Annotated in this window: 28 protein-coding genes; 10 read left to right on the forward strand and 18 right to left on the reverse strand. The window is 69.6% G+C overall.

The window, feature by feature from the left end; genetic code table 11:
* The first annotated feature begins 11 nt into the window (after window positions 1–11).
* Entirely contained in the window at window positions 12–824 is an 813-nt protein-coding gene (locus VGL85_RS09930) for a hypothetical protein (RefSeq protein WP_331588612.1), read from the forward strand.
* Between the two features lie 267 nt (window positions 825–1,091).
* Window positions 1,092–1,337: a hypothetical protein gene (locus VGL85_RS09935; RefSeq protein ID WP_331588614.1), complete on the forward strand. Its 246-nt coding sequence runs from the start codon at window positions 1,092–1,094 to the stop codon at window positions 1,335–1,337.
* Between the two features lie 16 nt (window positions 1,338–1,353).
* Here VGL85_RS09935 and VGL85_RS09940 read toward each other — a convergent pair whose 3' ends face one another.
* The 3 genes from VGL85_RS09940 to VGL85_RS09950 form a co-directional block, all read right to left on the reverse strand.
* Window positions 1,354–2,595 (reverse strand): dicarboxylate/amino acid:cation symporter, encoded by a 1,242-nt coding sequence (locus tag VGL85_RS09940; RefSeq protein WP_331588616.1) that lies wholly within the window; start codon window positions 2,593–2,595, stop codon window positions 1,354–1,356.
* 180 nt (window positions 2,596–2,775) lie between these two features.
* The gene (locus tag VGL85_RS09945; RefSeq protein WP_331588618.1) at window positions 2,776–2,952 is read right to left on the reverse strand and encodes a hypothetical protein; all 177 of its coding nucleotides are present in this window, start codon (window positions 2,950–2,952) and stop codon (window positions 2,776–2,778) included.
* Window positions 2,953–3,223: 271 nt separating this feature from the next.
* Complete coding sequence (locus VGL85_RS09950; RefSeq protein ID WP_331588620.1) at window positions 3,224–4,039, reverse strand: peptidylprolyl isomerase; 816 nt, start codon at window positions 4,037–4,039, stop codon at window positions 3,224–3,226.
* Window positions 4,040–4,114: 75 nt separating this feature from the next.
* Between VGL85_RS09950 and VGL85_RS09955 the strand changes: the two genes are divergently transcribed.
* Together VGL85_RS09955 and VGL85_RS09960 are read left to right on the forward strand one after the other, a co-directional pair.
* A complete protein-coding gene (locus tag VGL85_RS09955) occupies window positions 4,115–4,921 on the forward strand; it encodes a VOC family protein (RefSeq protein ID WP_331588622.1) in 807 nt (268 codons plus the stop codon).
* An 88-nt stretch (window positions 4,922–5,009) separates the two neighbouring features.
* Window positions 5,010–5,708, forward strand: coding sequence for a pirin family protein (locus VGL85_RS09960; protein WP_331588624.1), 699 nt, complete (start codon window positions 5,010–5,012; stop codon window positions 5,706–5,708).
* Between the two features lie 150 nt (window positions 5,709–5,858).
* On the opposite strand, the gene VGL85_RS09965 is transcribed toward VGL85_RS09960, so the two are convergent.
* The gene (locus VGL85_RS09965; protein ID WP_331588626.1) at window positions 5,859–6,737 is read right to left on the reverse strand and encodes an SDR family oxidoreductase; all 879 of its coding nucleotides are present in this window, start codon (window positions 6,735–6,737) and stop codon (window positions 5,859–5,861) included.
* Between the two features lie 94 nt (window positions 6,738–6,831).
* Here VGL85_RS09965 and VGL85_RS09970 point away from each other — a divergent pair, with 94 nt between their 5' ends.
* The 3 genes from VGL85_RS09970 to VGL85_RS09980 are packed head-to-tail and all read left to right on the forward strand — an operon-like array spanning window position 6,832 to window position 10,234.
* On the forward strand, window positions 6,832–7,707 hold the full coding sequence (locus tag VGL85_RS09970) for a helix-turn-helix transcriptional regulator (RefSeq protein ID WP_331588628.1): 876 nt from the start codon (window positions 6,832–6,834) through the stop codon (window positions 7,705–7,707).
* A gap of 36 nt (window positions 7,708–7,743) precedes the next feature.
* Window positions 7,744–9,678 carry a S9 family peptidase gene (locus VGL85_RS09975; RefSeq protein ID WP_331588630.1) on the forward strand — a complete coding sequence of 645 codons (1,935 nt, stop codon included), beginning with the start codon at window positions 7,744–7,746 and terminating at the stop codon, window positions 9,676–9,678.
* A 19-nt stretch (window positions 9,679–9,697) separates the two neighbouring features.
* Window positions 9,698–10,234 (forward strand): hypothetical protein, encoded by a 537-nt coding sequence (locus tag VGL85_RS09980; RefSeq protein ID WP_331588632.1) that lies wholly within the window; start codon window positions 9,698–9,700, stop codon window positions 10,232–10,234.
* Between the two features lie 5 nt (window positions 10,235–10,239).
* On the opposite strand, the gene VGL85_RS09985 is transcribed toward VGL85_RS09980, so the two are convergent.
* The 5 genes from VGL85_RS09985 to VGL85_RS10005 form a co-directional block, all read right to left on the reverse strand.
* On the reverse strand, window positions 10,240–10,614 hold the full coding sequence (locus VGL85_RS09985) for a VOC family protein (protein ID WP_331588634.1): 375 nt from the start codon (window positions 10,612–10,614) through the stop codon (window positions 10,240–10,242).
* Window positions 10,615–10,749: 135 nt separating this feature from the next.
* Window positions 10,750–11,229, reverse strand: a complete 480-nt coding sequence (locus tag VGL85_RS09990; RefSeq protein WP_331588636.1) for a cupin domain-containing protein — start codon at window positions 11,227–11,229, stop codon at window positions 10,750–10,752.
* A gap of 37 nt (window positions 11,230–11,266) precedes the next feature.
* Window positions 11,267–11,542: a hypothetical protein gene (locus VGL85_RS09995; RefSeq protein ID WP_331588638.1), complete on the reverse strand. Its 276-nt coding sequence runs from the start codon at window positions 11,540–11,542 to the stop codon at window positions 11,267–11,269.
* Between the two features lie 260 nt (window positions 11,543–11,802).
* Window positions 11,803–12,012 carry a hypothetical protein gene (locus VGL85_RS10000; protein WP_331588640.1) on the reverse strand — a complete coding sequence of 70 codons (210 nt, stop codon included), beginning with the start codon at window positions 12,010–12,012 and terminating at the stop codon, window positions 11,803–11,805.
* Between the two features lie 137 nt (window positions 12,013–12,149).
* Entirely contained in the window at window positions 12,150–12,401 is a 252-nt protein-coding gene (locus tag VGL85_RS10005) for a DUF3297 family protein (protein WP_331588642.1), read from the reverse strand.
* Between the two features lie 156 nt (window positions 12,402–12,557).
* Here VGL85_RS10005 and VGL85_RS10010 point away from each other — a divergent pair, with 156 nt between their 5' ends.
* On the forward strand, window positions 12,558–13,613 hold the full coding sequence (locus VGL85_RS10010; RefSeq protein WP_331588644.1) for a hypothetical protein: 1,056 nt from the start codon (window positions 12,558–12,560) through the stop codon (window positions 13,611–13,613).
* A gap of 21 nt (window positions 13,614–13,634) precedes the next feature.
* Here VGL85_RS10010 and VGL85_RS10015 read toward each other — a convergent pair whose 3' ends face one another.
* Window positions 13,635–13,994, reverse strand: coding sequence for a hypothetical protein (locus VGL85_RS10015; RefSeq protein ID WP_331588645.1), 360 nt, complete (start codon window positions 13,992–13,994; stop codon window positions 13,635–13,637).
* Window positions 13,991–14,353, reverse strand: a complete 363-nt coding sequence (locus tag VGL85_RS10020; protein ID WP_331588647.1) for a hypothetical protein — start codon at window positions 14,351–14,353, stop codon at window positions 13,991–13,993. The genes VGL85_RS10015 and VGL85_RS10020 overlap by 4 nt, the downstream gene beginning before the upstream one ends.
* Window positions 14,354–14,590: 237 nt before the next feature.
* Between VGL85_RS10020 and VGL85_RS10025 the strand changes: the two genes are divergently transcribed.
* The gene (locus VGL85_RS10025; RefSeq protein WP_331588649.1) at window positions 14,591–14,809 is read left to right on the forward strand and encodes a hypothetical protein; all 219 of its coding nucleotides are present in this window, start codon (window positions 14,591–14,593) and stop codon (window positions 14,807–14,809) included.
* A gap of 16 nt (window positions 14,810–14,825) precedes the next feature.
* Here VGL85_RS10025 and VGL85_RS10030 read toward each other — a convergent pair whose 3' ends face one another.
* Both VGL85_RS10030 and VGL85_RS10035 read right to left on the reverse strand, forming a co-directional pair.
* Window positions 14,826–15,203, reverse strand: coding sequence for a VOC family protein (locus VGL85_RS10030; RefSeq protein WP_331588651.1), 378 nt, complete (start codon window positions 15,201–15,203; stop codon window positions 14,826–14,828).
* A 63-nt stretch (window positions 15,204–15,266) separates the two neighbouring features.
* A complete protein-coding gene (locus VGL85_RS10035; protein ID WP_331588653.1) occupies window positions 15,267–16,019 on the reverse strand; it encodes a methyltransferase in 753 nt (250 codons plus the stop codon).
* A 178-nt stretch (window positions 16,020–16,197) separates the two neighbouring features.
* On the opposite strand from VGL85_RS10035, the gene VGL85_RS10040 reads away from it, so the two are divergent.
* Window positions 16,198–17,502 carry an MFS transporter gene (locus tag VGL85_RS10040; protein ID WP_331588655.1) on the forward strand — a complete coding sequence of 435 codons (1,305 nt, stop codon included), beginning with the start codon at window positions 16,198–16,200 and terminating at the stop codon, window positions 17,500–17,502.
* Between the two features lie 632 nt (window positions 17,503–18,134).
* Here VGL85_RS10040 and VGL85_RS10045 read toward each other — a convergent pair.
* The 5 genes from VGL85_RS10045 to VGL85_RS10065 all read right to left on the reverse strand — a co-directional run.
* Window positions 18,135–19,376: a hypothetical protein gene (locus VGL85_RS10045; RefSeq protein ID WP_331588657.1), complete on the reverse strand. Its 1,242-nt coding sequence runs from the start codon at window positions 19,374–19,376 to the stop codon at window positions 18,135–18,137.
* 130 nt (window positions 19,377–19,506) lie between these two features.
* A complete protein-coding gene (locus VGL85_RS10050) occupies window positions 19,507–20,691 on the reverse strand; it encodes a pyridoxal phosphate-dependent aminotransferase (RefSeq protein ID WP_331588659.1) in 1,185 nt (394 codons plus the stop codon).
* Complete coding sequence (locus VGL85_RS10055) at window positions 20,688–21,323, reverse strand: glutathione S-transferase family protein (RefSeq protein WP_331588661.1); 636 nt, start codon at window positions 21,321–21,323, stop codon at window positions 20,688–20,690. Before VGL85_RS10055 ends, VGL85_RS10050 begins: the two co-directional genes overlap by 4 nt.
* Window positions 21,324–21,401: 78 nt before the next feature.
* Window positions 21,402–22,817, reverse strand: coding sequence for a PhoPQ-activated protein PqaA family protein (locus tag VGL85_RS10060; protein WP_331588663.1), 1,416 nt, complete (start codon window positions 22,815–22,817; stop codon window positions 21,402–21,404).
* A 294-nt stretch (window positions 22,818–23,111) separates the two neighbouring features.
* Window positions 23,112–23,611 (reverse strand): hypothetical protein (locus tag VGL85_RS10065; protein WP_414695224.1); only part of this gene is annotated, 500 nt, incomplete at its 5' end.

Raw genomic sequence — 23,611 nt, forward strand, 5'->3', positions numbered from 1 at the left:
GGGGAGACACCATGGCCGAAGCGACGATGGGCGGCGTGCGCGCCAAGGCGGCGGCGCGGCCGCAGTTCTATTTCTGGATGGCCTGCGCCTGCCTGGCGATCGCGGTGGTGGGCTTCCTGCCGACCTATTTCGTGCCCATGGCGCAGGGCAGGTACGCCGCCCCGCCCATCGTCCACCTGCACGGCATGATCCTATTCTCCTGGGTGGCGTTCTTCGTCTTCCAGAGCTGGCTGGCGGCGCGGGGCAAGGTGGCCGACCACCGCACCTGGGGCCTGGTCGGGGTCTCGATCCTCACGGCCATGGTGTTCATCGTGGTCGGAGTGGTCTCCATGCGCATCCGCCAGGCCTCGGCGCCGGGCGTGCCGGCGGCGATCACCGACGGCGTGCTGGGCTTCGCCTGGGTCAGCATCAGCGCGATCGCCCTGGTGATCCCGGCCTTCATCCTGGCCATGGTCTATGTGAAGCGGCCGGAAGTGCATAAGCGGCTCCTTCTGCTGCTGACCGTCTCGCTGCTGGGCGCGCCCATCGCTCGCTGGTTCCTGACCTTCAGCGCGCCGCCGCCGGCCCCCAGCGGCCCGCCCCTGCCCGCCGACATCGCCGCCATGGCCGCCCCGCCGGCCATGGTCGCCGTCGCCCCGGCCCTGGTAGGCGACATCTTGCTGCTGATCGCCATGGGCTACGACTGGCGCACCCGCGGGCGGCCGCACCCGGTCTATCTGATCGGGGGCGCCATCCTGGTGCTGCAACAGCTCACCCAGCCGCAGGTCGCCGACACCGCCGCCTGGAAGGCCGCGGCGATCTGGATCGGCAAGATGGCGGGCTGAGCCGCCCGTGGCCCTTGTCCCCTCTTGGGAAAAGGCGCCGATCAGGCCCTGTGTCCGCCGCATCCCACCCGGCGCCGTTCATGCAGCAGCCAGGGAACCTGTGCTGTTCTCGTCCGTAATTGAGACGAACAGGCCGGGCGGCCTGGAGCTGGTCCCCTAAGTCCGGATCGGCGGGCGGCCCGTACAAACCTGAGTTGGGATCGGAAGGCTTCGGCTATGTCACCCTCTCTTTCCGTGGTCGCGGACAACGACCTTAAGACCGCCAGAGTGGAACCCTCCCGCGTGGAGACCGTCGCCGAACGCGTGCGCCGGCTGCAGGCGGAGGCCAAGACCCTGGCCAAGGATCACGTGCAGGCGCTGACCCGCGCCATCGCCGACGTGGAACGCATGGCCGCCGAGATCGCCGAGGGCGGCGACGCCTATCCGCCCGGCGTGCGCGACCTGGCGCGGCGCTTCGTGGACGACTGCGAAGCCCGGGTGCAGACCCTCGAGGCGATCACCTCGCGGGTGTGACCCGCGGAAATAGGGTCTACGCCGCCTGCGGCTCCCCGCGCGCCAACACCTTGGTCAGGGCCATGTCGGCGGTGACGTTGCCGACGGTGCGGAAGATGTCGGGGATCACCTCCACGGCGATCAGGATCGGCAGCAGGTCCACCGGCAGGCCGAAACTCAGGCAGATCGGCGCGATCGACGCGAAGAACGACACCTGGCCCGGCAGGCCCACCGAGGCCATGGACGTCGCCACCGCCACAAAGGTCGCGCCCAGGTACTGCATGGCGCTGGGATGCAGGCCGTAGACTTGGACCACGAACAGCGCGACGCCGAAATTGGCCACCGGGCCGGTGATCCGGAAGATCGACACCGCCAGCGGCAGGACCAGGCCGCTCACCCGGTCGGGGATATTCAGGTCGTCGCGGCAGCGTTCGATCATCGCCGGCAGGCAGGCCAGCGAGGACTGGGTGGCGAAGGCGGTCACCTGCACCGGGGCCGCGGCGCGGGCGAAGCGGCCGAGCGAGACCCCGCCCAGCATGGCCATGACGTAGGCCACCAGGGTCATGCCAATGTTCCCCAGCACGATGGCGGTGATGTAGTGGACGATGACCCCGGCCGCGCCGACCCCGGCCCTCAGGCCCACGCCTAGGGCCAGTGCGAACACCCCGACCGGCGCGGCCCACAGCACCCAGCGCACGACGGTGATCATCACCTCGCCCAGGCTCTCGAACAGGCCGACGAACGCCGAGCGCCGCGGCTCCGGCAGGCGGGTGGCGGCGAAGGCGAAGAAGCTGGCGAACACCACCAGCGGCAGGATGGCGTCCTCGGAGGCGGCCTTCAGGATGTTGCCGGGCGCCAGGCCGGAGACGAAGCCCACGAAGGTAGGCGCGGCGCGGGCCACCTCGGGCGCGGCGCGGGCCCCGGCGCGGATCGCCGCGGCGGCCGGCCCGCTGACCGGCCAGACGGCGTAGAACACCTGGGCGAAGCCCAGCGCGAAGACCGCGCTCAGGGTCATCATGACGGCGATCAGCACCAGGGCGCGAACCGCCAGGCGGCCGGTGGCGGCCGCGTCGGCGACGCCGGCGATGCCGGTGACCATCACCGCGAAGATCAGCGGCACCACGGTCATCCGCAGGGCGTTGAGCCACAGATTGCCGACGGATTCGACCAGCTCGACGCCGTTCCTGAGCCCCGCGCCGCCGAACGCCGCCACCGCGGCCCCCAGCGCCAGGCCCAGCACCAGGGCGATCACCACCCTCACGCTCAGCGATCGCAGCATCTTCCCCCCGGGACTGGCGACGGTCGAGTCGACCTACCCTTTTTGCCCGTCATGGCCGGGCTTGTCCCGGCCATCCATAGACACCGCCTTCGCGGAATTGCCTTCGACGCTCGCGCGTATGGGGCCCCGGCACAAGGCCGGGGATGACGAATGGGGCTGGACTTCGACCCCTGGGGAACCTCAGCCGCGCTCCATGTAGCGCACGGTGAAGGAGTAGGTCCGCTCCTGCGGCGGGCAATCGCGCAGCCGCTCGGCCGCGTCGGCCAGGGCCTGGTCCTGGTCGCGGTGGCGGGCGATGTCCTCGCCGTCTCGCCGCACGATCCAGTTGTCTTGGTCTTCGACCACTTCGAGCTTCATGGAATCCCGCCTTCTGCAACTGCAGCGATAGATTCCAGGGGTTAAGACACCAAGTGCGAGTGTGCGCTGCAACATGCGGTCAGTTGTCGCACTTCGTAGTTGTACGGAGTTCAATCGGCACGGGTGCGGAAGCCGCGCTCCTCCCCTGCCTGCGGGGAGGTGGCAGCGAAGCTGACAGAGGGGGCGTTGGGGCCGTGCGCCGATCGTTCCGCCGCGACAGAGGCAGCGCCCCCTGCACCACGTCGTGGTTCCCTCCTCCGAAGTCTTCGCTTCAGGGGAGGAGCCGCGTTCGGATCGCGAGGTCGCAGATGCTGAAGCGGGCGCCGAGTTTGGCCTTCAGCGCGGCGGCGCGGGCGCGGAAGGCGGGGCCGGCGGTGTCCTCGACCAGCAGGCGCGGGCGCTCGGCCGGCGGCAGGTCGGCGACCAGGCGCACGCGGGTCATCCGGTCGGGGTCCGGCGGCGGCTCGCCCACCGCCACGGCGCGCACCACGTCCAGGCCCGCGACCACCCGGCCCCAGACGGCGTAGTCGTGGTCCAGCCGCCGCGCCGGCGCGCGCATGAAGAAGATCTCCGAATTGGCGGTGTCGATCCCCGCCTGGCGGCCCATGCCCGCCACGCCTGCGCAATAGGCGCCCCAGACCCGCGGACGGTGATCGGCCCCCAAGGCCTGTTCCTTAGCCGAGACCCCGGCCACCGGGATCGATCCGACGAAGCCCTCCATGCCGTCGCTGCGCGCCACCACCCCGCTCACCGCCCCGGAGGGTACGCGGGCGGAGAATTCGGCGGGCAGGTCCGGGTAGGCCGAGGTCCCGCCGTCGTGGTTGTTGGGGTTGCCGGTCTGGTCGACGAAGCCCTCGATCACCCGGTGGAACAGCAGGCCGTCGTAGACGCCCTCGCGCGCCAGCCGCTTCACCCGCTCCACCGCCTTGGGCGCGAGCGCCGGGGCCATCTCGACCACGATTCGGCCCTTGGAGGTGTCGATCGCCAGGGTGTTCGCCGGGTCCAGCGGCCGCCAGCCGGCGGCCGGCGCCGCGCCCATCGACCCCACCGCGGCCAGGGCCGCCAAACCGCTCGCCAGCCTGCGCACCTTTCGCCTTCTCCTCGCCCCGGTTCGGACACGAAGCGTGACTTTAGTGCGCCTGTCCAGCGAGGGGAGGCTGAGATGGGCGGGCTGTTGCGATCCATCGGCATTGCGGTGGCGCTGGCCTGCGCGCTCCCGTGTGCCCTGGCCGCCCCGTCGGCCAGGGCCGCGCGCGCCGCCGCCGCCGTCCCGCCGCCGCCCCTGGTGCTCGACCACGCCTGGATCGCCGTGAAGCCGGGTGCGCCGGAGCGCCGCGCGCTGGAGCGGGCCGGCTTCCGCATCAACCCCGCCGTCAACCGCCACGATGGGCAGGGGACCGCCTCGATCACCGTGGAATTCGAGAACGGCTTCCTGGAGCTGCTCTGGCCCGACGACAGCGTCCCGGTTTCGCCCGAGTTGATGGCCGCCAAGGCCAAGTTCGTGGCCCGCTCGAACTGGCGCGAGGACGACTGGTCGCCCTTCGCCGTGGGCTTCCGCCGCACCGCCGCGACGCCGGCCAGCTTCCCGTTCGAGACCTGGAACGTCACGGCCGACTGGATGGGCGCCGGGCGCTCCATCGAAATGCTGACGCCGCGCGCCAGCCATGGGGTCAGCCTGTTCATCCCGGTCAACGGCGTGGACGAGGCCGCCAACCTGGCCGCCATCCGCGCGGGCGGGCCGGGCGCGGCGATCTTCCGCCACCCGAACGGGGCGCGGCGGCTGACCGCGTTGCGGATCATCTCGCCCACCGCCGCCGGGCTGCCGCCGGCGGCGGAGTATATCCGCACCGCCGGCGCCGCGGGCCTCGACGAAGGCCGGGCGTGGCTGATGGAGGTGACCCTGGACCATGCCGCCCAGCGCCGCACGGCCGACCTGCGCCCCGACCTACCGCTGATGATCCATTACTAGTTCCGATCCGGATATAATCTTCCGCCACAGACCAGCTTTATCTCTCGATCCGGCAGCTTATGTTCCGCCTCGAGAAAGGATCATCACCATGATCGACAAACGACCCTTCGCGGGCCTCGGCGGCGCCGACCACGGCTGGCTGAAGGCCAGGCACCACTTCTCGTTCGCCAACTACTATGACCCCAGGAAGATGGGCTGGGGCGCCCTGCGCGTCTGGAACGACGACGAGATCGCGCCCAACTCCGGCTTCCCGCCGCACCCGCACAGCGACATGGAGATCATCACCTATGTCCGCACCGGGGCGATCACCCACCAGGATTCCATGGGCAACAAGGGCCGCACCGGCGCCGGCGACGTGCAGGTGATGAGTGCGGGGACCGGCGTGCGCCACGCCGAGTACAACCTGGAGCCCGAGACCACGACCCTGTTCCAGATCTGGATCGAGCCGGACAAGGCCGGCGGCCCGCCGTCCTGGGGCGCCCAGCCGTTCCCGAAAGGCGACCGGGCCGGCAAGTTCGTGACCCTGGCCTCCGGCCTGAAAGGCGACGAAGACGCGCTGCCGATCCGCACCTCGGCGCGGGTGGCCGGCGCGACCATCAAGGCCGGCGAGACCACCGACTATGAGATCGACCCCAGCCGCCACGCCTATCTGGTGGCCGCCGTGGGTGCGGTGGAGGTGAACGGCGTGCGCCTCGACGCCCGCGACGGCGCCGCGATCACCGGCGAGAGCAAGCTGGTGGTCAGGGCGCTGGAAGACGCCGAGGTCGTGCTGGTCGACGCGGCTTAGCGCCAGCGCTCCTCCCCTGAAGCGAAGACTTCGGGGGAGGTGTCAGCGAAGCTGACGGAGGGGGCGCTGGACCTCGCCATTTCCCCCCCCGTCTCGCCGCGTTCCGCGCCGATCCACCTCCCCCGCGTCGCGGGGAGGAGCTGTCCAGTCTCACCCCGCGACCAGGTCTTCCACCAGGCTCGGACCGCTCGGCGTCCAGCCCAGGCGCTCCTGCGTCAGGCGGCTGGACGTCGGCGCGTCGCGCCCGGCGAACATGGCCAGGAAGCCGAAATGGGCCGGCGCCGCCTCCGGCGTGATCGATTTCACCGGCAGGTTCAGGCGCCTGCCCACCGCCTCGGCCACGTCGCGCATGGCGACGCCGGACTCGCCCACCGCATGGTAGCGCGCGCCGGCCACGCCCTTCTCCAGCGCCAGGCGGTAGACCTTCGCCACATCGTTCACGTGGGCGGCGGCCCAGCGCGCCCTGCCGTCGCCAATGTAGGCCGAGACGCCTTGCTCCTTCGCCACCTCGATGGCGTAGGTGACCAGGCCGGCCTTTTCGGTGTCATGCACCTGCGGCAGGCGCACGATCATCGCGCGCACGCCGCGCCTGGCGTAGTCCTCGGCCAGCAACTCTGTGGCGCCTCGCCCCGCGCCCGCGCCTTCGGTCGAGGGCCCGTCCTCCTCCGTCGCCTCCCGACCGGGATCGGCCATCAGGGTTCCCGAGGTCAGGATGAAGGGTTTGCCGGAGCCCTCCAGCGCGGTGAGCATCGCCTGCACATTGGCCCGGTCGATGGCGATGTTCTCCATGAACTTGCTGAAGTCGTGGATGAAGGCGCAGTGGATCGTCCCGTCGCAGGCCGCCGAGCCCGCCGCCAGCGTCTCCGGCTGGCTGAGGTCGCCGCGATGGACGCTCACGCCGGCGGCCTTGAGCTTCGCGGCGTTCTCGTCGTTGCGCGCCAGCCCCACCACCTCGTGGCCGCCGGCCTTCAGCTCCGCGATGACCGCCGAGCCGATGAAGCCGCTGGCGCCGGTCAGGAAAACACGCATGGGGAAATCTCCGAAAAAAGCTCAGGAGACAATCATCGCCCCAAAGTATATCCTGTTAAAGTCGTGATCTTATCATGGTATATAAGCTAACAGGATGAGCGAACACCTGGCGCCCGAGACCCTGCTCGGGACCTATCTCAAGGACCGCCGCGCCCGGCTCGATCCCGGGGCCTTTGGCTTCCCGCCCGAGCGGCGGCGCACGCCGGGCCTGCGCCGCGAGGAGGTGGCGCAGCGCGCCAGCATCAGCCCCACCTGGTACACCTGGCTGGAGCAGGGCCGGGGCGGTGCGCCGTCCTCCGACGTGCTGGACCGGATCGCCGGCGCCCTGATGCTCACCGACACCGAGCGCGAGCACCTGTTCCTGCTGGGCCTCGGCCGCCCGCCGGAGGCGCGCTACCGCAAGAACGAGGGCGTGACGCCCAGGCTGCAGCGGGTGCTGGACGCGCTGGATCCGACCCCGGCGCTGATCCGCACCGCCACCTGGGATGTCCTGGCCTGGAATCGCGGGTCGGCCGTCATGCTGGCCGACTACGCCGCCATGCCCCCGGCGGAGCGCAACATGCTGCGCCACCTGTTCCTCGATCCCCGGGCGCGGGCGGCGCACAACCACTGGGACAGCGTGGCGCGGTTCGTTGTGAGCGCCTTCAGGCTGGACGCCGCCCGCGCGGGCGCCGCAGCGGACGTGGAGCCCCTGGTGGAGGAGCTCAGCCGTCTCAGCCCCGAGTTCCGGGCCCTGTGGCGGGAAAACGAACTGCCGGCGGCCATCCACCGCGAGATGGTCAAGCAGATCAACCACCCGGTCCTGGGGCCGGTCGGCTTCGAATATTCCACCTTCGCGGTCGACGGCCGCACGGACCTCAGCCTGCTGATCTACAATCCGGCGACATTGCGGGACGCCCAGCGCGTCGCCGCCCTGATCGCGACGCCGTCCGACGAAGCGCCCCTTGCCGCCGGCCGCCTAATCCCATAGCCAAAACCGGCAGTTGGTTTTGGGGGAGTGCGGACGATGGCGGGACTGGTCTTGGCGATGGCGCTGGCGGCCGCGGCGACGCCCCCGAACAAGGTCCCCGACCACGTCCGGCAATATCACGACGTGATGATCTCGCCGAAGGGCGACCAGGTCGCGGCGGTGGAATCGGACGACCCCTTCGCCTCCGAGGCCGAGCCGCATGGCCAGGTGATCGTGCGCGAGCGGGCCGACGGCAAGATCCTGGCCCAGTACGATCCCTGCCAGACCTGTTTCTACGCCGGCCTGCGCTGGTCGCCGGACGGCAAGGCGCTGGTGTTCGTCGCCTCCAATCGCAAGACCAAGAGCGCCACGCTGCAGGTGGTGCGCGACGGCAAGGCGACGCCGGTGCTGGACTTCGCGGGCCTGCTGGAAGACCCGCTGTGGTCGCCGGACGGCCGGACGCTGGCGGTGCTGGCCACCGACCGGCCGCGCAAGCAGACTGGCGCCACCCAGGCCGGCGCGGCCCTGGTCGGGGTGATCGATTCCGTCACCGACGAGCAGCGGATCGCCATCCTGCCCGCAGCCAATGACGGCAAAGGGGGCGGCGCGCCGCTGAAGTTCCTCTCCCCGGCCGACACCTTCGTCTACGAGTACGACTGGACGCCCGACGGCAAGGGCTTCGCCGCCACCGCCGCCAAGGGCGACGGCGACAACAACTGGTGGATCGCCAAACTGGTGGCGGTCGGCACCGACGGCTCGTTCCGCCAGATCGCCGACCCCGGCGTGCAGATGAAGTGGCCGAAGGTGGCGCCGGACGGCAAGAGCGTGACCTTCATCGGCGGCCTGCACTCCGACTTCGGCCCGACCGGCGGCGACCTCTATGTGGCCCCCTACGCGGGCGGGACGGCCATCGACAAGACGCCCAGCTACAAGGGCAGCCTCACCTCGCTGGCCTGGCGCGGGAAGACCCTGTTCGCCACCGCCATCGAGGGCGACCACAACAGCGTGCTGAGCGTCGATCCGGCGAACGGGGCGGTGAAGACCCTGTTCACCTCCGAGGCCACCTTCTCCTCCGGCGAGGGCAAGGTCTCGCTCAGCGCCGACGGTAAGCTGATGGCCAGCGTCGGCGAGACCTTCACCGTGCCGCCGCACATCGGCGCCGGACCGATCGACAAGCCGAAGGTCATCACCCACGAGAACGACGCGCTGAGCGCCCAGGTCACCGCCAGGTCGGTGCGCTGGACCAACGAGGGCTTCAATGTCCAGGGCTGGCTGACCGGCCCCACCAACATCGAGCCGGGCAAGACGTATCCGATGATCGTGCTGATCCACGGCGGCCCGAGCTCGGCCGTGCAGCCGACCTACATGTGGAAGGGCACGACCAACGACCTGGTGCAGCACGGCTTCTTCGTGTTCCAGCCCAATCCCCGGGGTTCCTTCGGGCAGGGCGAAGCCTTCACCAAGGCCAACGTCAAGGACTTCGGCGGCGGCGACCTGCGCGACATCCTGGCGGGCGTGGACGCGGTGGAGAAGGTCGCCCCCGTCGACGACAAGCGCTTGGGCGTCTACGGCCACTCCTACGGCGGCTACATGACCATGTGGACGGTGACCCACTCGAACCGCTTCAAGGCGGGCGTGGCCGGCGCCGGTATCGCCGACTGGGTGAGCTACTACGGCGAGAACGGCATCAACCAGTGGATGGTCCCGTTCTTCGGCACCACCGCCTACAAGGACCCGGCCGCCTACGACAAGTTCTCGCCGATCCGCTACATCCAGGCCGCCAAGACGCCGACCTTCATCTACGTCGGTGAGCGCGACGTAGAGTGCCCGGCCGACCAGTCGCTGCAGTTCCACGCGGGCCTCGACGCCATGCACGTACCCAACAGCTTGGTGATCTACGCCGGCGAAGGCCACGGCATCCGTGACGCCGACCATAAGGAAGACCTGAAACAGCGCATCCTGGGCTGGTTCGACAAGTACCTGGGGCAATAGCCGCGAACCGGAGGGAAGGTTGAAACTCGTCCTAGCGGTCGCGGCCCTGGTCCTCGCGACGCCCGCCTTCGCCCAACCCCGGCCGGCAGCCGGACCCCTCAAAGGCCCGCTGGCGGGGCTGTCGTTCCTGGTCGGCGCGTGGAAGGCCGACGCGGGCAAGGTCGCCGACACGGGCCAGACCTCTGTGGGGACCTCCAGCTTCACCGCCGAGGCGGACGGGAGCGCCCTGCTGCGCCGCGACCGCACCGAGCTCACCAATCCCGACGGCAAGGCGGCCGGCGGCTTCAGCCAGGTGATGCTGATCTATGCCGCGGGCGTGGGCCTCGGCGCGGAATATGTGGACGGCGAGGGCCATGTGATCCGCTACGAGAAGGTGAGCGTGAAACCCGGCCGCTCGGCGGTGTTCACCAGCGCGTCTGACGAGGGCCAGCCCGCGTTCCGGCTGAGCTACGAGCTGAAAGGCGCCGACGAGCTCAAGGTGGACTTCGGCATGCTGCCGCCCGGCTCGTCCACCCTGCGCCCCATCGCTGCGGGCGTGCTGCACAAGGTGAAGTAGGCGGCTCACCCATAGCGGACTGCCGACAGCAGGTTGCCGTCCGGGTCGCGGAACCAGACCACCTGCGTCCCGTCCGGCGCGGTCCAGACGCCGCGCGGATCATGCGCGAAGCCCTCGAACCGCTCCGCCACCACGCCCTTGGCCGCGAGGGCTTCGGCCACCGCGCCCACGTCCTCCACGGCGAACCCCAGCACCGTGTGTTCCGACGGCCGGGTTTCCGGCACGGGCGAAACGCGCAGTTCGCCGCCGCCCACCGCATAGACCAGGGCGCCGTGCGAGGTCCCGGCTGGCGTCAAGCCAAGCACCCCGCCGTAGAAGGCGCCCGCGCGGGCCACGTCGGAAGTCCGGACAAGGGTCTGCAGGCGCGCCGAGGTCAGCATCGCAAGGCTCCAATGGATTTCGATTGTGGGGATCGGGCGGCACGGCGCCCGGCCTGGACAGCTTAGGCGGCCGGCCGGGCCGGCACCAGAGCACGATTCAGCGTTCAGGTCGCTTCGACCTGAACCCATCAGGATCTAGGGATGCTTGTGGATCGGGTCCACCCAGGCGACGCCTTCCGGCTTCTCAGCCGGCTCGATGTCGAGGTTCACCACCACCGCCTCGCTGTCGGAGCGCACCAGCACGCAGGAAAGCGGCTCGTCGGTCGAGGCGTTGATCTCCTGGTGCGGCACGAAGGGCGGCACATAGATGAAGTCGCCCGGCCCGGCCTCGGCGGTGAACTCCAGATGCTCGCCCCAGCGCATGCGCGCGCGGCCGCTGACCACATAGATCACGCTCTCCAGTGGCCCATGGTGGTGCGCGCCGGTCTTGGCGTTGGCGTGGATGTGGACGGCGCCGGCCCACAGCTTCTGGGCGCCCATGCGGGCCCGGTCGATGGCCACCTGGCGGTCCATGCCGGGCGTGGTCGCGCTGACCTCGCCCAGCTGGTCGCCAGGGACGACGCGCACGCCGGTGTGCTTCCAGCCATCCTCGGGGATCGTCGTCGGCTCGCTCATGAGCCCAGCAAAGCCCCGGCGACGCCCGGTTGGCAAGTTACTCGCGGGCCAGCAGCCAGCGCAGGCCGCGGGCGGCGAGGACCAGGACGGCGGCGGTGGCGAGCAGGCTCATCGACAGCCGCGTCGCCCAGCCTTCCACCAGGAACTCCAGCGCCAGCAGGCCGCAGAGCGCCGCGGCGATCACGCCTGTCCAGTGCATCACCCGGCCGATCTCACCGACGACGCCGGCCCGGCGACGCCGGGCGGTCGGCCACAGGAGGTTGGGCCAGCTCGCCCGACGCGCGTCGGACCCGGGGATGGCGGACTGGGTCATGGGAGGCTCCACAGCTTGGCCGCGACGGGCGGCCGCAGCCTTGCTCGCCCGCGAAGGGGGCCGCGTTAGGGCCGCTCTGTTTCAGCCGCCCCGCTGCGCGCAACGAAGCGTGGCCGCGGTGTCATCCCGGTTTTCGCACCAGCGAAAGACCGGGACCCATGGACACTATGATGCAGCAATGCGCGGCGACGCTGCGTTCGTCCTGAACGATTGGAGTTCATGGGTCCCGGTCTTCGCGTGTCGCGAACCCGGGATGGCAGCTAATGGAATTGCGGGGGGCCGACGACGGCTTCCTGCCACTCGCCGGCGGCGTCCTGGATCAGCACGTGGCGCGGTTCGCGGTCCAGCACGGCGAAATCGCCGGCGGCCTTCAGGGCCTCGTCGCAGGTGTCGTACTCGCCCAGCTCGCCCTCGGACTCGTCGACCAGAAGCCAACGGCCGTCGGAAGCCACCACGCTCAGATCAAACATCGCGCGCTCCTGCCCCGGGCCGCCTTCTTTCACCGAACGCCGTGCTTGGTCAGGGCGCAGATGGTCGCAGCCGTCAGCCATAAGGCCACGGGTGATCTGACCGTCAGGTTAAGACCGCTGCGGCGGCGCGACGCGCCTCAGCCCTCGCGCAGATAGGGCTCGACGGGGCCGGAAAGCTTGATGGTCAGCTGCTTGCCGCGCCGGTCAACGCCCTTGCCGACGGCCAGCTTCACCCAGCCCTCGGAGACGCAATATTCGTCGACGTTGGTTTTGTCCTCGCCGCGGAAGCGCACGCCCACGTTCCGGCCGAGGACATCGGCGTCGTAGAAGGGGCTGTCGGGATCGGTGGCCAGCCGGTCGGGCAGGCCGTTGGGAAGCGTATCGGTCATGGCGCCGCCCCTCGCACACCGGCCGCTCATGTTCAAGCGGCTGGCCGACCCCTCCCGCCCTTGGCGCTTGCGCCGCGTCGGGCGTAGACTTCAAAGGATCGGTATCGAGAGAGTCCGCCAGGACCCCGGCCGAGGCAGGCGCAGGGAGACGCTGACATGAAGCCGAGCACGCTTTCCATCCTGGCCGGCGCGGGGGCGCTGGCGCTTTCGCTGGCGTGCGGGGCCGCCGCCGCGCCCTATCACGCGCCGCGCACGCCGGACGGCCAGCCCGACCTGCAGGGCAACTGGACCAACGCCACGATCACGCCCTTCGAGCGCGAGACGAAGTACGGCGACCGCCTGGCGCTCACCGACCAGGAGGTGAAGGCGCTGGAAGGCGCCAACGCCCAGCTGGTCGCCGACGGCAACAAGCCCACCGATCCCAAGGCCAAGGTGACCGACCTGCCCACCGACTGCGGGCGCGGCTTCACCGGGGTCAACTGCGGCTACAACGCCGCCTGGGTCGATCCGGGCACCAGGATCATCGACATGGGCGGGATCAAGCGCGACTCGATCATCGTCTCGCCGGCCAACGGCCGCCTGCCGCCGATGAAGCCGGAAGCCCAGGCGGCGATGCGCGCCCGCTTCGGCGGGGCCCGCGGCCGGGGCGGCGCGGGCGCCGCCGACAACCCTGAAGGCCGCTCGCTTGGCGAGCGCTGCATCATGAGCTTCGGCTCCTCGGCCGGCCCGCCGATGCTGCCGCTGCTCTACAACAACAACTACCAGATCGTGCAGACCAAGGACGAGATCGCCATCGAGGTGGAGATGGTCCACGACGTGCGCCACATCCACCTGACCGGCGGCCACGTCCCGGCCAACATGAAGCTGTGGATGGGCGACAGCGTCGGCCACTGGGACGGCGACACCCTGGTGGTGGAAACCACCAACATGCGGCCCGAGCAGAACTTCCGCGGCGCCTCGGTCGGCTCGAAGATCGTCGAGCGCTTCACCCGCGTCTCGCCCAGCCAGATCAAGTACAGCTTCACGGTGGACGACCCGCAGATCTACACCGCCCCCTACACCGGCGAGGTGGCGCTGAACTCCACCAAGGGGCCGATCTACGAATACGCCTGCCACGAGGGCAACTACGCCCTGCCCGGCATCCTGGCGGGCGCGCGCACCGAGGAGAAGGAAGCCAAGGCGGCCAAGGGCGCGGCGACGGGCGGCAAGTAGGGCGAGGCGCTCTGCCGACCGCTAGCGGCAGCCCTCGACGAGCTTTTCGAGTTCGGCGAGGCGGCGTTCGCGCAGCACCCGGCCGGCGGCCATGAGCTGGTAGCGGTCGGCCGCGCCGCCGGCGTCGCGCAGCGCCTGGTCGGAGTCGGGATATTTGGGCGCCTTGGGGAAGGTTTTCGGCACGCAGGCCTGTTTCACCGGCACCTCGACCACCTTGGGCGGGGCCGGCGGCGGGGGTGCGGGCGGGGGCTTGGCGGCGGCGACCGGCGGCCCCGGCACGTCCAGGTGCGGCAGGGGCTTCGGCTTCAGGGTCTGGCAGGCGCCGAGCGCGAGCGCGCAGCCGCCCGCGGCCGCGGCCGCACCCCAGGTCCGAAGCCTCATTTCAGGGTCTCGAGCACGGCGCGGTCAGCGCTTTCCATGCGCGCACAGACGTCAAAGCCTTGTGGCGAATTGGCGGCGAGGCGCTGGGCCCGCTGCTCGGGCGTCAGCCGGGCGTTGTCGGCGCGCCGCTGGTCGAGCGTGACCGGCGTCGCCTCGCAGGCCGCCAGCCGCGCATGCAGGGCGATGGCGTTCCTCTGGGCCTGGGCTGTGAGCTGGGCGATCTGGCCCCTCAGGTCGGCCTCCCGGGTTTCGGCGTTGTAGACGGTGCTGACCAGCAGGCCGCACATCGCCAGCGCCAGGATGAAGCCGACGGGTCCGGCCACCGGGCTTACGAATGCCTGGAGCAGGGTGCGGAACATCGTTCAGTCGCCTTCCTGACTACGCCTACCACCTACATCTAGATGAGTACGTCTTCCCCGACGCCGCGGACGCGCGCACACCTCGACGGTAACACCGGAAACGCATCAAACTCAGAAAAGCTCCGCCATAACTAAGGCGCGGGCATGACGCGCCGGACTTTTGGCCGACACACCCTCGTCGCGTTGCGCCTTTAGAAGCGGTTCGCCAGCCCGAGGGGGGCCCCCAAGGAGCAGACCATGGCCATCTATCGCATCTACCTGGTCCACGACGACGGGCGCCAGGAGCCCGACGCGAGCTTCTACTGCAAGACCGACGAGGAGGCGCTGGCGCGCCTGCGGCCGGCGCCCAGGGCGGACGTCCGCGTCGAACTCTGGCAGGGGGGCCGCTTCATCGCCGTGGCCGGCCATGCGCGCCGCCCCGAGGCCGCGGATCGGCCGGGCCTGCCGTTCGGCTAGGGGAGCCGTCTCCGCCTCAGTGCATCGTCCCCGCGACGATCTCCAGCTTGTTGCCATCGGGATCGAGCAGCACGCAGCCGTAGTAGTCGGCGGCGATGTCCGGGTGCGCGCCCGCGGGGCGCACGCTGAGCGCCCCACCGGCCAGGGCCGCGGCGTAGGCGGCGTCGACCGCCGCGCGGCTGTCGGCGGAAAAGGCGATGTGGGTCCCCAGGCCCGCCACCTGATCGCCGCGGACGGGATAGAGGTAGAACTGCGCGCCCAGGCCGCCCGCGCCATAGGCCAGCTCCGCGGCGCTGGACTGCGTCGCCGAACAGCCCAGGGGCGCCAGGAACGCATCGTAGAAAGCGCGCGCGGCGGCCAGGTCGCGGACGCCGACGGACAGGTGGTCGAACATTTGGGGCCTCCCTAAAGCTTCACCCTGCAGGTGTGGACTCGCGGGCGCGGGCGCAAGCCGCCGCTACTTCGGCTTGCGGAACTTGAGCACGAACTGGTCGGTCTTGCCGCGGATCGAGGCGTCGAACACCAGCTTGTCGTGCGGGTCGGCCGGGTTGGCGAGCAGCTTGTCGTCCTCGGTGACCAGCTTGAAGCCGGCGGCCTCGACCTCCTTCTTGACGGTCGCCTCGTCGATGCGGTGCAGGCTGTCGGCGACGCTGAGCGGGGCGCCCGGCGCGGCGGCATGGTCGACGATCACGTAGAGGCCGCCGGGCTTCAGCGCCTTGAAGACGTCCTGGTTGATCACCTCGGCGGTGTCGGGCCGGAAGGCCTTCAGGTGCAGGTCGTGGTAGTTCTGGACCGTCAGCACCAGGTCCAGGCCGTCCGGCAGGCCGGGACTGCCGAGCGAGGCCCTGAGCGGGGTGACGTTGGCGTAGTCGGCGACGACCTTGTCCTGGTCGGTCCCGTATTGCGCCCGGAACCCGACGAATTCTGCGGCCTGGTAGGCGTAGACATGGCCCTTGGGCCCGACGGCCGGCGACAGGATGCGGGTGAAATAGCCGCCGCCCATCATGAAGTCGCAGACCTTCTGGCCGGGCTTCACCTCGGCCAGCGCCAGCAGTTCGGCCGGCTTGCGGGCCAGGTCGCGCGAGCTGTCGGCGGGCGGGCGCTTCAGGTCGCCGAGCGCCGCGGTGATGTTGGCCGGGACGCCCGCCGCCATCGCCGCGCCCGCGACGGCGCCCGCCGCCAGGATCGAAACCCAAAGTCCGCGCCCCATCGTCCCCTCCTGGCCTGAGTAGGCCTTGGCTTGAGTGTGCGGGCGCGACCCTAGCACCGCTCGCCGAGGCGAACAGCCGCGTTCGCGCCCCCTTCCGCCGGGCTCGGGGCCGCGCTACGCCTAGGCGTTCGGGGAACGCAGACATGCCAGAGCTTTCAATGACGCCGGGGCCGCGCGCGTGACCGCCGGCGCGTCCGCCATCGAGCCCGGCGTCGAGGAAATCCCGGGCGTCGCGGCCACGGCCTTGCCGGCCGGCGAGCGCACCCGGCTGCTGCTCTGGATCGCCGTCCCGGTCCTGGTCATCAACTTCGCCGCGCCCTACCTGCAGCTCATCGCCCTGCCGCTGGTGTTCTTCCTGAAGAACCGGCTGCACCAGAGCCCCGACCAGGTGGCGCTGTTCGCCCTGATCGCGGCTTCGCCAACCTATGTGGGCTTCCTGGGCGGCTTCGTCCGCGACCGCTGGAGCCCGTTCGGCGGCGGCGACCGGGCGCACCTGGTGGTGTTCGGCCTCGGCGTGGCGGCGGCCTATGGCGCACTCGCCTTCGCGACGCCGACCTATGCCGTCCTGCTGGCCGGCGGCGTTCTGGTGGGGATCCTGCTGCAGTTCGTCACCGGCGCGGCCAGCGGCATCGCCACCGCCATCGGTCGCCGCCACGCCATGTCCGGCCAGATGTCGACGGCGATGAACACCGCCATCATCATCCCCGCCGTGGCCTGCGGCTGGCTGGGCGGCCTGCTGGCGGACTCCACCGAGGCCCTGCCCGCGGGCCGCGCCCTGCGCACGGTGTTCCTGATCGGGGCCGGGCTGATGCTGCTGATCGCCGCCTTCGGCGCCCTCGGGCCCAGGCGGGTCTACGAGGACGGGCGGATCGAGCCCGAGGCGATCTCGCCGGGGCGCGACTTCATCCGCCTGCTGAAATGGTGGCCGATCTATCCGGCGCTGCTGATCCAGCTGCTCTGGCAGTTCGCGCCCGGCGCCGGCATCGCCATGCAGTTCCACCTGAGCAACGACATCCACGCCACCGACACCCAGGTAGGGCTGTTCTACACGATCTTCTACGGCGGCTTCATCCCGGTCTACGGCCTCTACGCTTGGCTGGCCCAGCGCATTCCCCTGCGCCCCCTGGTGTGGATCGGCGGCGTGCTGGCGGTGCCGCAGATGGCGAGCCTGCTGTTCATCCATTCGCCGGTCGGCGCGCTCTGGGCGGCCGTGCCCATGGGCCTGCTGGGCGGCATCGGCCAGGCGGCGTTCACCGACCTCACCATCCGCTCCAGCCCCAAGGGCCTGGAAGGCACCATGATGATGCTGTTCCTGACCATGTACTGGATCGCCCAGCGGTTCGGCGACCTGTGGGGCGCGGACCTCTATTCGCACCATGGCGGCTTCAACGCCGCGCTGTGGGCGACCATCGCGGTCTATGCGGCGATCCTGCTGGTCATCCCCTTCGTGCCCAAGCGGATCACCGCCGGGCACGACGCGTAAGATGAAGATGCTCAAGGACCTAAGCGCCCCTATCGGACGCTCGATTGAAAGCGACGGCGGGTCTCTCAGGTGGAGTCACCCCGGCTTGTAGTCGGACTCAGGATCGAGCCAGGGATCGCCCCTCATCCTCCAGCCGGGAGAGGTTCCGTCTCCCTCGAACCCGATCCGTCGAGACGGAGCGACCCATACGCGCCAGTCCACCGTTCCGGATTGGAGGAACGCCTCCCAAGCTAAGAGGCTACACTTGATTTCCGCCAGATCCTGATCGACCGAATGCCACCACCGACCAAAGTAGTCGGGACTGATCCAGGCGACAGACCATGACCTGGCTCGCAAATTGCCAGGCGTGACCGACCGGATCGCCGGGTGTCCGCCCGCCGAAGGTTGTTCGACCATGGAGGTTTCGAAATAGAGGCGACACCGCGGGATCGCATATCGGTCCCAGCTTACTTCCAAACAGTCGAATGTCGTTCCCCTCCAGCGGAGATAGACGTCGCGTCGGGTCGCGACGCGCCATCGGTCGCGATCCAGTCGCCGAGGATTGCGGAAGCCAAGCTCGAAGAGCATCGGGCCACATTCGCGCCGGATGGCATCGGCAAAGAGGACGCGCTTCGTCTTCCGACGCGGCGTCTTCATGGATTGTCGCCATCGTCGGTCACCGCCGGTCCTAGGCCGGAACCAAACCAGCCGCCGCTGAAATCGCCAATGTCTCGAGGGAGCCAATGGTCGGTAAGATAACGGTCGCCGAAAGTCGGAACTGCCATTTTTTGATTGGGCGTGAGGCCCGCCGAATTCCCGAATTTCGACTCGACAGCGCGGCCCTGGTTTGTGATCCAATCGGCGATTGTGTAGCGATTGTTGGGCAGCTTGATCCATTGTTGAGGACCTGCTCGGCCCCCCGCATCAGGCAACGCGGCGGCGACCGTCGCTGAATCCGCTGGCTCCCAGGGCATAGGTTCCCCGCGCGCCCAAGACTTTGCGAAGCTAAGTCCTTCGCCAAGAGCGCCCTTGATGTTGCCTGGCAATGCATTGGCCGTCAGTTCGCCGGCCGTACCCAGGCCGCGCCCGAAGTAGCCCGAAATTTCCGCGTCGTTGAGCGTCTGATCCGGGTCATCGCCTTGGAACAGCCCAGTCGCTCCGCCGCCAACGGCGGCTCCCAAAACAGGGCCGCCATAGATGGTTTCCACTCCCCCGAGCGCGCCACCACCGATTGCGCCCGCTAAATCGCGTGCCGACGTCGGCCGACCCTGTGCTGCATCGGAAGCCAATTGGGTGACGCCGCCGACCGCTCCGCCCCCGACCGCCGCCATAGCGGGAAGCCCCTCCCCGATGAACCCGATCCGCTTTGCCCCTTGGATGGCCTTAAGACTGTCGGCGACCCCCGGAATGAACCCCAACGTTGCTCCAGCCACCCTCGGTTCAGCGGCTCCAAGTATGCCAGCGACCGCGCCAGCCCGGCCGCCCCACTTGTAGATTTCTGGGAGGTCTTGGGCGGCTTGGGCATCCGCCTGATGTTGTAGCGCTAGTTGCCGCTGGTAGCGCTGGCCGAAGTCGCCGGAGCCGCCCATGCCAAACAGCGCTTCCGTTCCGGCTTCCAAGTTGTCCGCCGAACCAAGCGAAATGGCGTTGCCGGCTGCTCTGACACCTGCATTGGCCGCGCCCGCGCCGGTTTTGATCGCGCTGCCCAGCGCGGTCACTTCCTGCGGTGTTCTCGCAAGGACGTCCTGGCCGGTCCGGATGGCGTCGGCGTAGGCTTGCCGCCCCCGTTCATAGAGGTTCTGGGCATTTGCGATGGCCTCATTGCGTGCCTGGTACCAGCGCTTCTTTTCGTCTTCGGCAGCGGACGCCAATGAGTCCCACAGGTTTTGCCCCATCTGAATTCCTTTGCTGGTCGTGAGACGGGGATTCCATCGTCTCCCGTCATTCACCGCCCAGCGACCGCATGCCCGCCGATCCTCATCTTCTCACAACCCGAGGGAAAGTCAAGAACAAAAAGTGAACAAATCACCGCCGCCCCAGATACCCCGCCAGCCGCTCCAGCCCCGCCGCGTTGGTCTGCGGCCGGTTGGCGAAGCACCAGCGGAACCAGCCCCTGCCCTCCTCGCCGAAGGCCGAGCCGGGCGCCAGGCCGATGCCGGCCTTGTCGATCATGTCCTTGGCCACGGCGACCGAGTCCGTGACGCCGTCGACGCGGAAGAAGGCGTACATGCCGCCCTCCGGCTCCGGCGCCTCGACGCCCGGCATCTGCCGCAACGCGCCCACCACCTGGTCCTTGGCCGCCGCCAGCTCGGCGCGCAGCGCCGCGATCGCGGGCTCGCCGTCGTTCAGCGCGGCGATACAGGCCGACTGGATGAAGTCCGGGGCGCAGGAGGTGTTGTACTCGATGACCACGCCCATCGAGGCCACCAGGCTCTTTGGCAGCACCATCCAGCCCATCCGCCAGCCGGTCATCCGCCAGGCCTTGGAGAAGGTGTTGGTGGAGACCACCCGCTCGTCGTCGCCGCTGAGCGGCAGGAACGACGGCGCGCAGTCGCCCATGTTTCCGGACGGGGCGCCGAAGATCAGCCGCTCGTAGGGATCGTCGGTGATCAGCCAGACGCCATACCGGCGGCACCGCTCCAGGATCGCGGCGCGGTCCTGCGCCGGCAGGGTCCAGCCGGTGGGATTGTTCGGCGAATTGAGGAACAGCGCCTTGGTGTCGGGGGTGAGCGCATCCATTAGTTTGTCGAGGTCGAGCCGCCAGCGCCCCTGGGCGCGCTCGAGGGCGACGATCTCCAGCCTGGCCGACAGGATGCGCGGGATCTCCACGATGTTGGGCCAGGCCGGGGCGGTCACCACCACCTTGTCGCCGGGCGAGGCCACCGCCTGGCTGACCAGCATCAGGGCGTTGACGCCGGCGCTGGTGACCGCCAGCCGGTCGAACGCCATCGGCTGGCCGTGCAGGCGGGTGAGATAGGCCGACAGCGCCTCGCGCAGGTCGGGCCGCCCGAGGTTGTGGGTGTAGTAGGTCTTGCCCTCCGCCAGCGCCTGGACGGCGGCGTCGCGGATGAACTGCGGGGTCGGCTGGTCGCTCTCGCCCACCCAGAACTTCAGGATGTCGTCGCGGGCCATGCCGACGTTGGCGACCTCGCGGATCTCCGACATCCGCAGGGCCTGGACCTCGGCGCGGGGTTTGGCGTCGAAACTCATCGGCTCTTGCCCGGCGGGATCAGGGGTTGGGAGATCTGCGCGAACAGCGGCAGGGCCTCGCAGCGGTCGGAATGGGCGGCGAGCGCCGGCCAGCGGCCCCAGTCGAACTCGGCGGCGAAGGCTTCACGCACGAAGCGTGTCGCCGTCGCCAGCACCACGTCGGCGTGGCTGAGCGCCGCATCGAACAGCCAGGGCGTGGTCCGCTTCGCCCGCTCGGCGTCGAGCAGGTCCAGCGTCTCGCCCACCTGGGCGCGGCAGCGCTCGACCCACAGCGGAAGCTGTTCCGCGCGCAGCACGCGCTCATAGAGCAGGCTCACCCCCTTCTCCGCGGCCCCGGCGGCGAAGGCGGAGATGCGCAACAGGTCGCGCCGGTTCTCGCCGGGCCGGGCCAGGCTCGCGCGGTCCGCGCCCACCAGGTCGTCGAGCAGCTCCACGATCGCCAGGCTGTCGGTGATCACCGCCCCGTCGTCCAGCACCAGGGTCGGCACGCGGCGAAGGGGATTGAACGGCGCGATCTCCTCGGCGTCGCCGAAGACGGACCAGGGCCGGTGCTCGAACGCAAATCCATAGGTCGACAGCGCGATCGCCACCCGCCGCACGAACGGCGAATCGTACTGCCCGATCAGGATCATCGGCGGCTATCCCCTGCTACGGCTCCCGACATAGGGGCAGCCGCAGCCGAGATGAACCCCCTACGCGACGGGAAGACCCTACTTCCCATCTGGCGCTGTGATCGGCCGGGCGTCCTTCCACTTGTAGGGCAGGGTGTCGGGGATCACCGAAACCTCGGTGGTGAACTTGAACGGATAGGGCGAGGCCGAGGGATAGGTCAGCTCGACGAAGTAGGCGGTCCAGCCGGTGGCGGGCTTGGCCACCTTGCCGACCCAGGTCCCGTCCTTCTGCCGGGTGAGCACGGTGGAGGTGAAGCTCTTGCCGATGGTGTCGACCCGGAAGTCGCGGGCCTTGGGGTTGGTCCCCTGCCACAGGCGGACTTCAGTGGGCTTGGTGGGCGACTTCACCACGATCGCCCCGTCCGGCCGCACGATCCACGAGTAGTTCGGGATCGGCCGGTGGTTCAGCACCGCGTCGTAGAAGGCGGTCATGCTCTCGTTGATGTCGGTGCCGGCGGTGGAGTGCTTGGAGTTGGGGATCATCCGCAGCCGCTTGGTCTGCGGCAGCAGGTGGTAGGAGAAGCGGGTGTTGTCCGGCGGGAAGTACTCATCGCCCACGGCGTTGATGATGTACTTCGGCATCTTCATCGAGGGCCGGTCGCGGTAGTTCAGCGGGTCTTCGATCACGTTGTCCGCCTCGATCCCCGGCTTGCCGATCTGGGCCGGGATCAGGCCGTTCTCGACGTAGTCCTTCAGGGCCGGCGAGAAGTAACCCATGGCCTCCCAGTGGTGGCGGGTGGTGGCGTCGACGTCGAGCACGTTGATGACGATCGGGATGATCGCCTTCACCCGCGGGTCCAGCGCGCCCACCAGCCAGGTGGTCCAGGCGCGCTTGGAGCCGCCGGAGACCACGAAGCCGTCGACCGGGAGCTTCCCGCCCGCGTCGCTGGCCAGGTACTGCTGGATGGCGGTCATCGCCTGGGTCCCGCTCTTGACCATCGGCAGGCGCACCAGGTCGAGCGGATTGTGGTCGCGGCCGAACTTCGCCTGCTGGTAGGCGATGATCTGGTCCTCGACGCGCGGCTTCGGGTCCTCGGTGAAGCGCAGCGGCTGGTTCGGCACGTCGTCCAGCTCGGTGACGATGGAATGGGTCTCCACCGCCATCTTGGCGAAGCGGTCGGTGGCCTTCGTCGGCGCCGCGTCGGTGTTGTTGCCGCCGGTGATGAACATGAAGGCGGTCTTGTGGTCCACCTTGTCCGGCGTGATCACCGTCAGCCAGTGCTTCCAGACCGGCTTGTCGACCTGCTTGGCGGTGAGCCAGGTCTGGCTGGTGAGCTCAAGCACCGCTGCGTGGTAGCCGGGCCCGGAGACCTGGCCGACCACCTTCCAGGCGAAGGCGGGATCGGGCTTGGCGACATAGGCGTCCAGCGCGTTCTTCGGATTGGCGGACGCTTGCCCGGCCAGGGCCAGAAGGCCGAGCGCCAGGGCGCCGGCGGCGAGCTTGATCGGGCGCATGGATTTCCTCTCCGGGAACGGCGGGCCCTTGCCGGCCCTTGCGCGCAGCATGGCACGGCGGTTCCGGGAGTCACAACGCCTCGGCTCCCGCCGCGCGCGGCGGGCAGTCCGGCCTCCGTACAACTACGATGTGACGCCCTGCCACGTTAACGACTCGGGGGTATTGGCTGCAATCTCCAGTTGCTTCGCGGCATCAGCAACCACACGCGACGCACGGCGGGCCGTTTCGAGGCGCTTCCTCCCCCGAAACGGCCCGTCTTATCCGATCAGAACCCTTCGATCCGGCCCTCTTGGTCAGGGCCGCGGCGCCCGCCGCTGCGCCAGCGCGCAGCAGGAGGCCGAGCCGATCGGCCCCTGCTCGTCGTAGAGAAAGCATTCGCCGATCGAGACGCCGTCCGTGGCGCCGTGGTTGACCACCTCATAGCCGATCCACTCGCCCGCCGGCTCGCGGTGCAGGTAGACGGTGACGTCGGAGTTGATGAACTCCAGGCCCTTGTCGCCGGCGTTGGCGAAGGGGCTGGCGAAGTCCGCCGAGACCGCCACCCGCACGAACGGCGTCAGCGGCCGGCCGCCCACCAGCTCGCGCACCTCCGACAGCCAGCCCTTCTTGCGGCCCACCGAGCCGAAGTCGCCTTCGATGCGGCGCATGGCCCACATGCCGCCCATGCCGGCGCGGCTGTCGGCCGGCGGGGCGATGTCGGCCGGCTTGGGAACGTCCCAGGGCTGCGGCTTCCAGACCTTGCCGTCCGGGTTCTCGGTGCGGCGCAGGAGCTGGCAGGTGGCGCGGGCCATGG

It is taken from the genome of Phenylobacterium sp. (assembly GCF_036501465.1).
Lineage (GTDB): Bacteria > Pseudomonadota > Alphaproteobacteria > Caulobacterales > Caulobacteraceae > Phenylobacterium.

Bases quoted from the DNA above. Each gene is read 5' to 3' on its own strand.
- VGL85_RS09930 (WP_331588612.1), top strand. From the start codon at position 12: ATGGCCGAAGCGACGATGGGCGGCGTGCGCGCCAAGGCGGCGGCGCGG.
- VGL85_RS09940 (WP_331588616.1), bottom strand. From the start codon at position 2,595: ATGCTGCGATCGCTGAGCGTGAGGGTGGTGATCGCCCTGGTGCTGGGC.
- VGL85_RS09945 (WP_331588618.1), bottom strand. From the start codon at position 2,952: ATGAAGCTCGAAGTGGTCGAAGACCAAGACAACTGGATCGTGCGGCGA.
- VGL85_RS09955 (WP_331588622.1), top strand. From the start codon at position 4,115: ATGGGCGGGCTGTTGCGATCCATCGGCATTGCGGTGGCGCTGGCCTGC.
- VGL85_RS09960 (WP_331588624.1), top strand. From the start codon at position 5,010: ATGATCGACAAACGACCCTTCGCGGGCCTCGGCGGCGCCGACCACGGC.
- VGL85_RS09965 (WP_331588626.1), bottom strand. From the start codon at position 6,737: ATGCGTGTTTTCCTGACCGGCGCCAGCGGCTTCATCGGCTCGGCGGTC.
- VGL85_RS09970 (WP_331588628.1), top strand. From the start codon at position 6,832: ATGAGCGAACACCTGGCGCCCGAGACCCTGCTCGGGACCTATCTCAAG.
- VGL85_RS09975 (WP_331588630.1), top strand. From the start codon at position 7,744: ATGGCGGGACTGGTCTTGGCGATGGCGCTGGCGGCCGCGGCGACGCCC.
- VGL85_RS09985 (WP_331588634.1), bottom strand. From the start codon at position 10,614: ATGCTGACCTCGGCGCGCCTGCAGACCCTTGTCCGGACTTCCGACGTG.
- VGL85_RS09990 (WP_331588636.1), bottom strand. From the start codon at position 11,229: ATGAGCGAGCCGACGACGATCCCCGAGGATGGCTGGAAGCACACCGGC.
- VGL85_RS09995 (WP_331588638.1), bottom strand. From the start codon at position 11,542: ATGACCCAGTCCGCCATCCCCGGGTCCGACGCGCGTCGGGCGAGCTGG.
- VGL85_RS10000 (WP_331588640.1), bottom strand. From the start codon at position 12,012: ATGTTTGATCTGAGCGTGGTGGCTTCCGACGGCCGTTGGCTTCTGGTC.
- VGL85_RS10005 (WP_331588642.1), bottom strand. From the start codon at position 12,401: ATGACCGATACGCTTCCCAACGGCCTGCCCGACCGGCTGGCCACCGAT.
- VGL85_RS10010 (WP_331588644.1), top strand. From the start codon at position 12,558: ATGAAGCCGAGCACGCTTTCCATCCTGGCCGGCGCGGGGGCGCTGGCG.
- VGL85_RS10015 (WP_331588645.1), bottom strand. From the start codon at position 13,994: ATGAGGCTTCGGACCTGGGGTGCGGCCGCGGCCGCGGGCGGCTGCGCG.
- VGL85_RS10020 (WP_331588647.1), bottom strand. From the start codon at position 14,353: ATGTTCCGCACCCTGCTCCAGGCATTCGTAAGCCCGGTGGCCGGACCC.
- VGL85_RS10025 (WP_331588649.1), top strand. From the start codon at position 14,591: ATGGCCATCTATCGCATCTACCTGGTCCACGACGACGGGCGCCAGGAG.
- VGL85_RS10030 (WP_331588651.1), bottom strand. From the start codon at position 15,203: ATGTTCGACCACCTGTCCGTCGGCGTCCGCGACCTGGCCGCCGCGCGC.
- VGL85_RS10035 (WP_331588653.1), bottom strand. From the start codon at position 16,019: ATGGGGCGCGGACTTTGGGTTTCGATCCTGGCGGCGGGCGCCGTCGCG.
- VGL85_RS10045 (WP_331588657.1), bottom strand. From the start codon at position 19,376: ATGGGGCAAAACCTGTGGGACTCATTGGCGTCCGCTGCCGAAGACGAA.
- VGL85_RS10050 (WP_331588659.1), bottom strand. From the start codon at position 20,691: ATGAGTTTCGACGCCAAACCCCGCGCCGAGGTCCAGGCCCTGCGGATG.
- VGL85_RS10055 (WP_331588661.1), bottom strand. From the start codon at position 21,323: ATGATCCTGATCGGGCAGTACGATTCGCCGTTCGTGCGGCGGGTGGCG.
- VGL85_RS10060 (WP_331588663.1), bottom strand. From the start codon at position 22,817: ATGCGCCCGATCAAGCTCGCCGCCGGCGCCCTGGCGCTCGGCCTTCTG.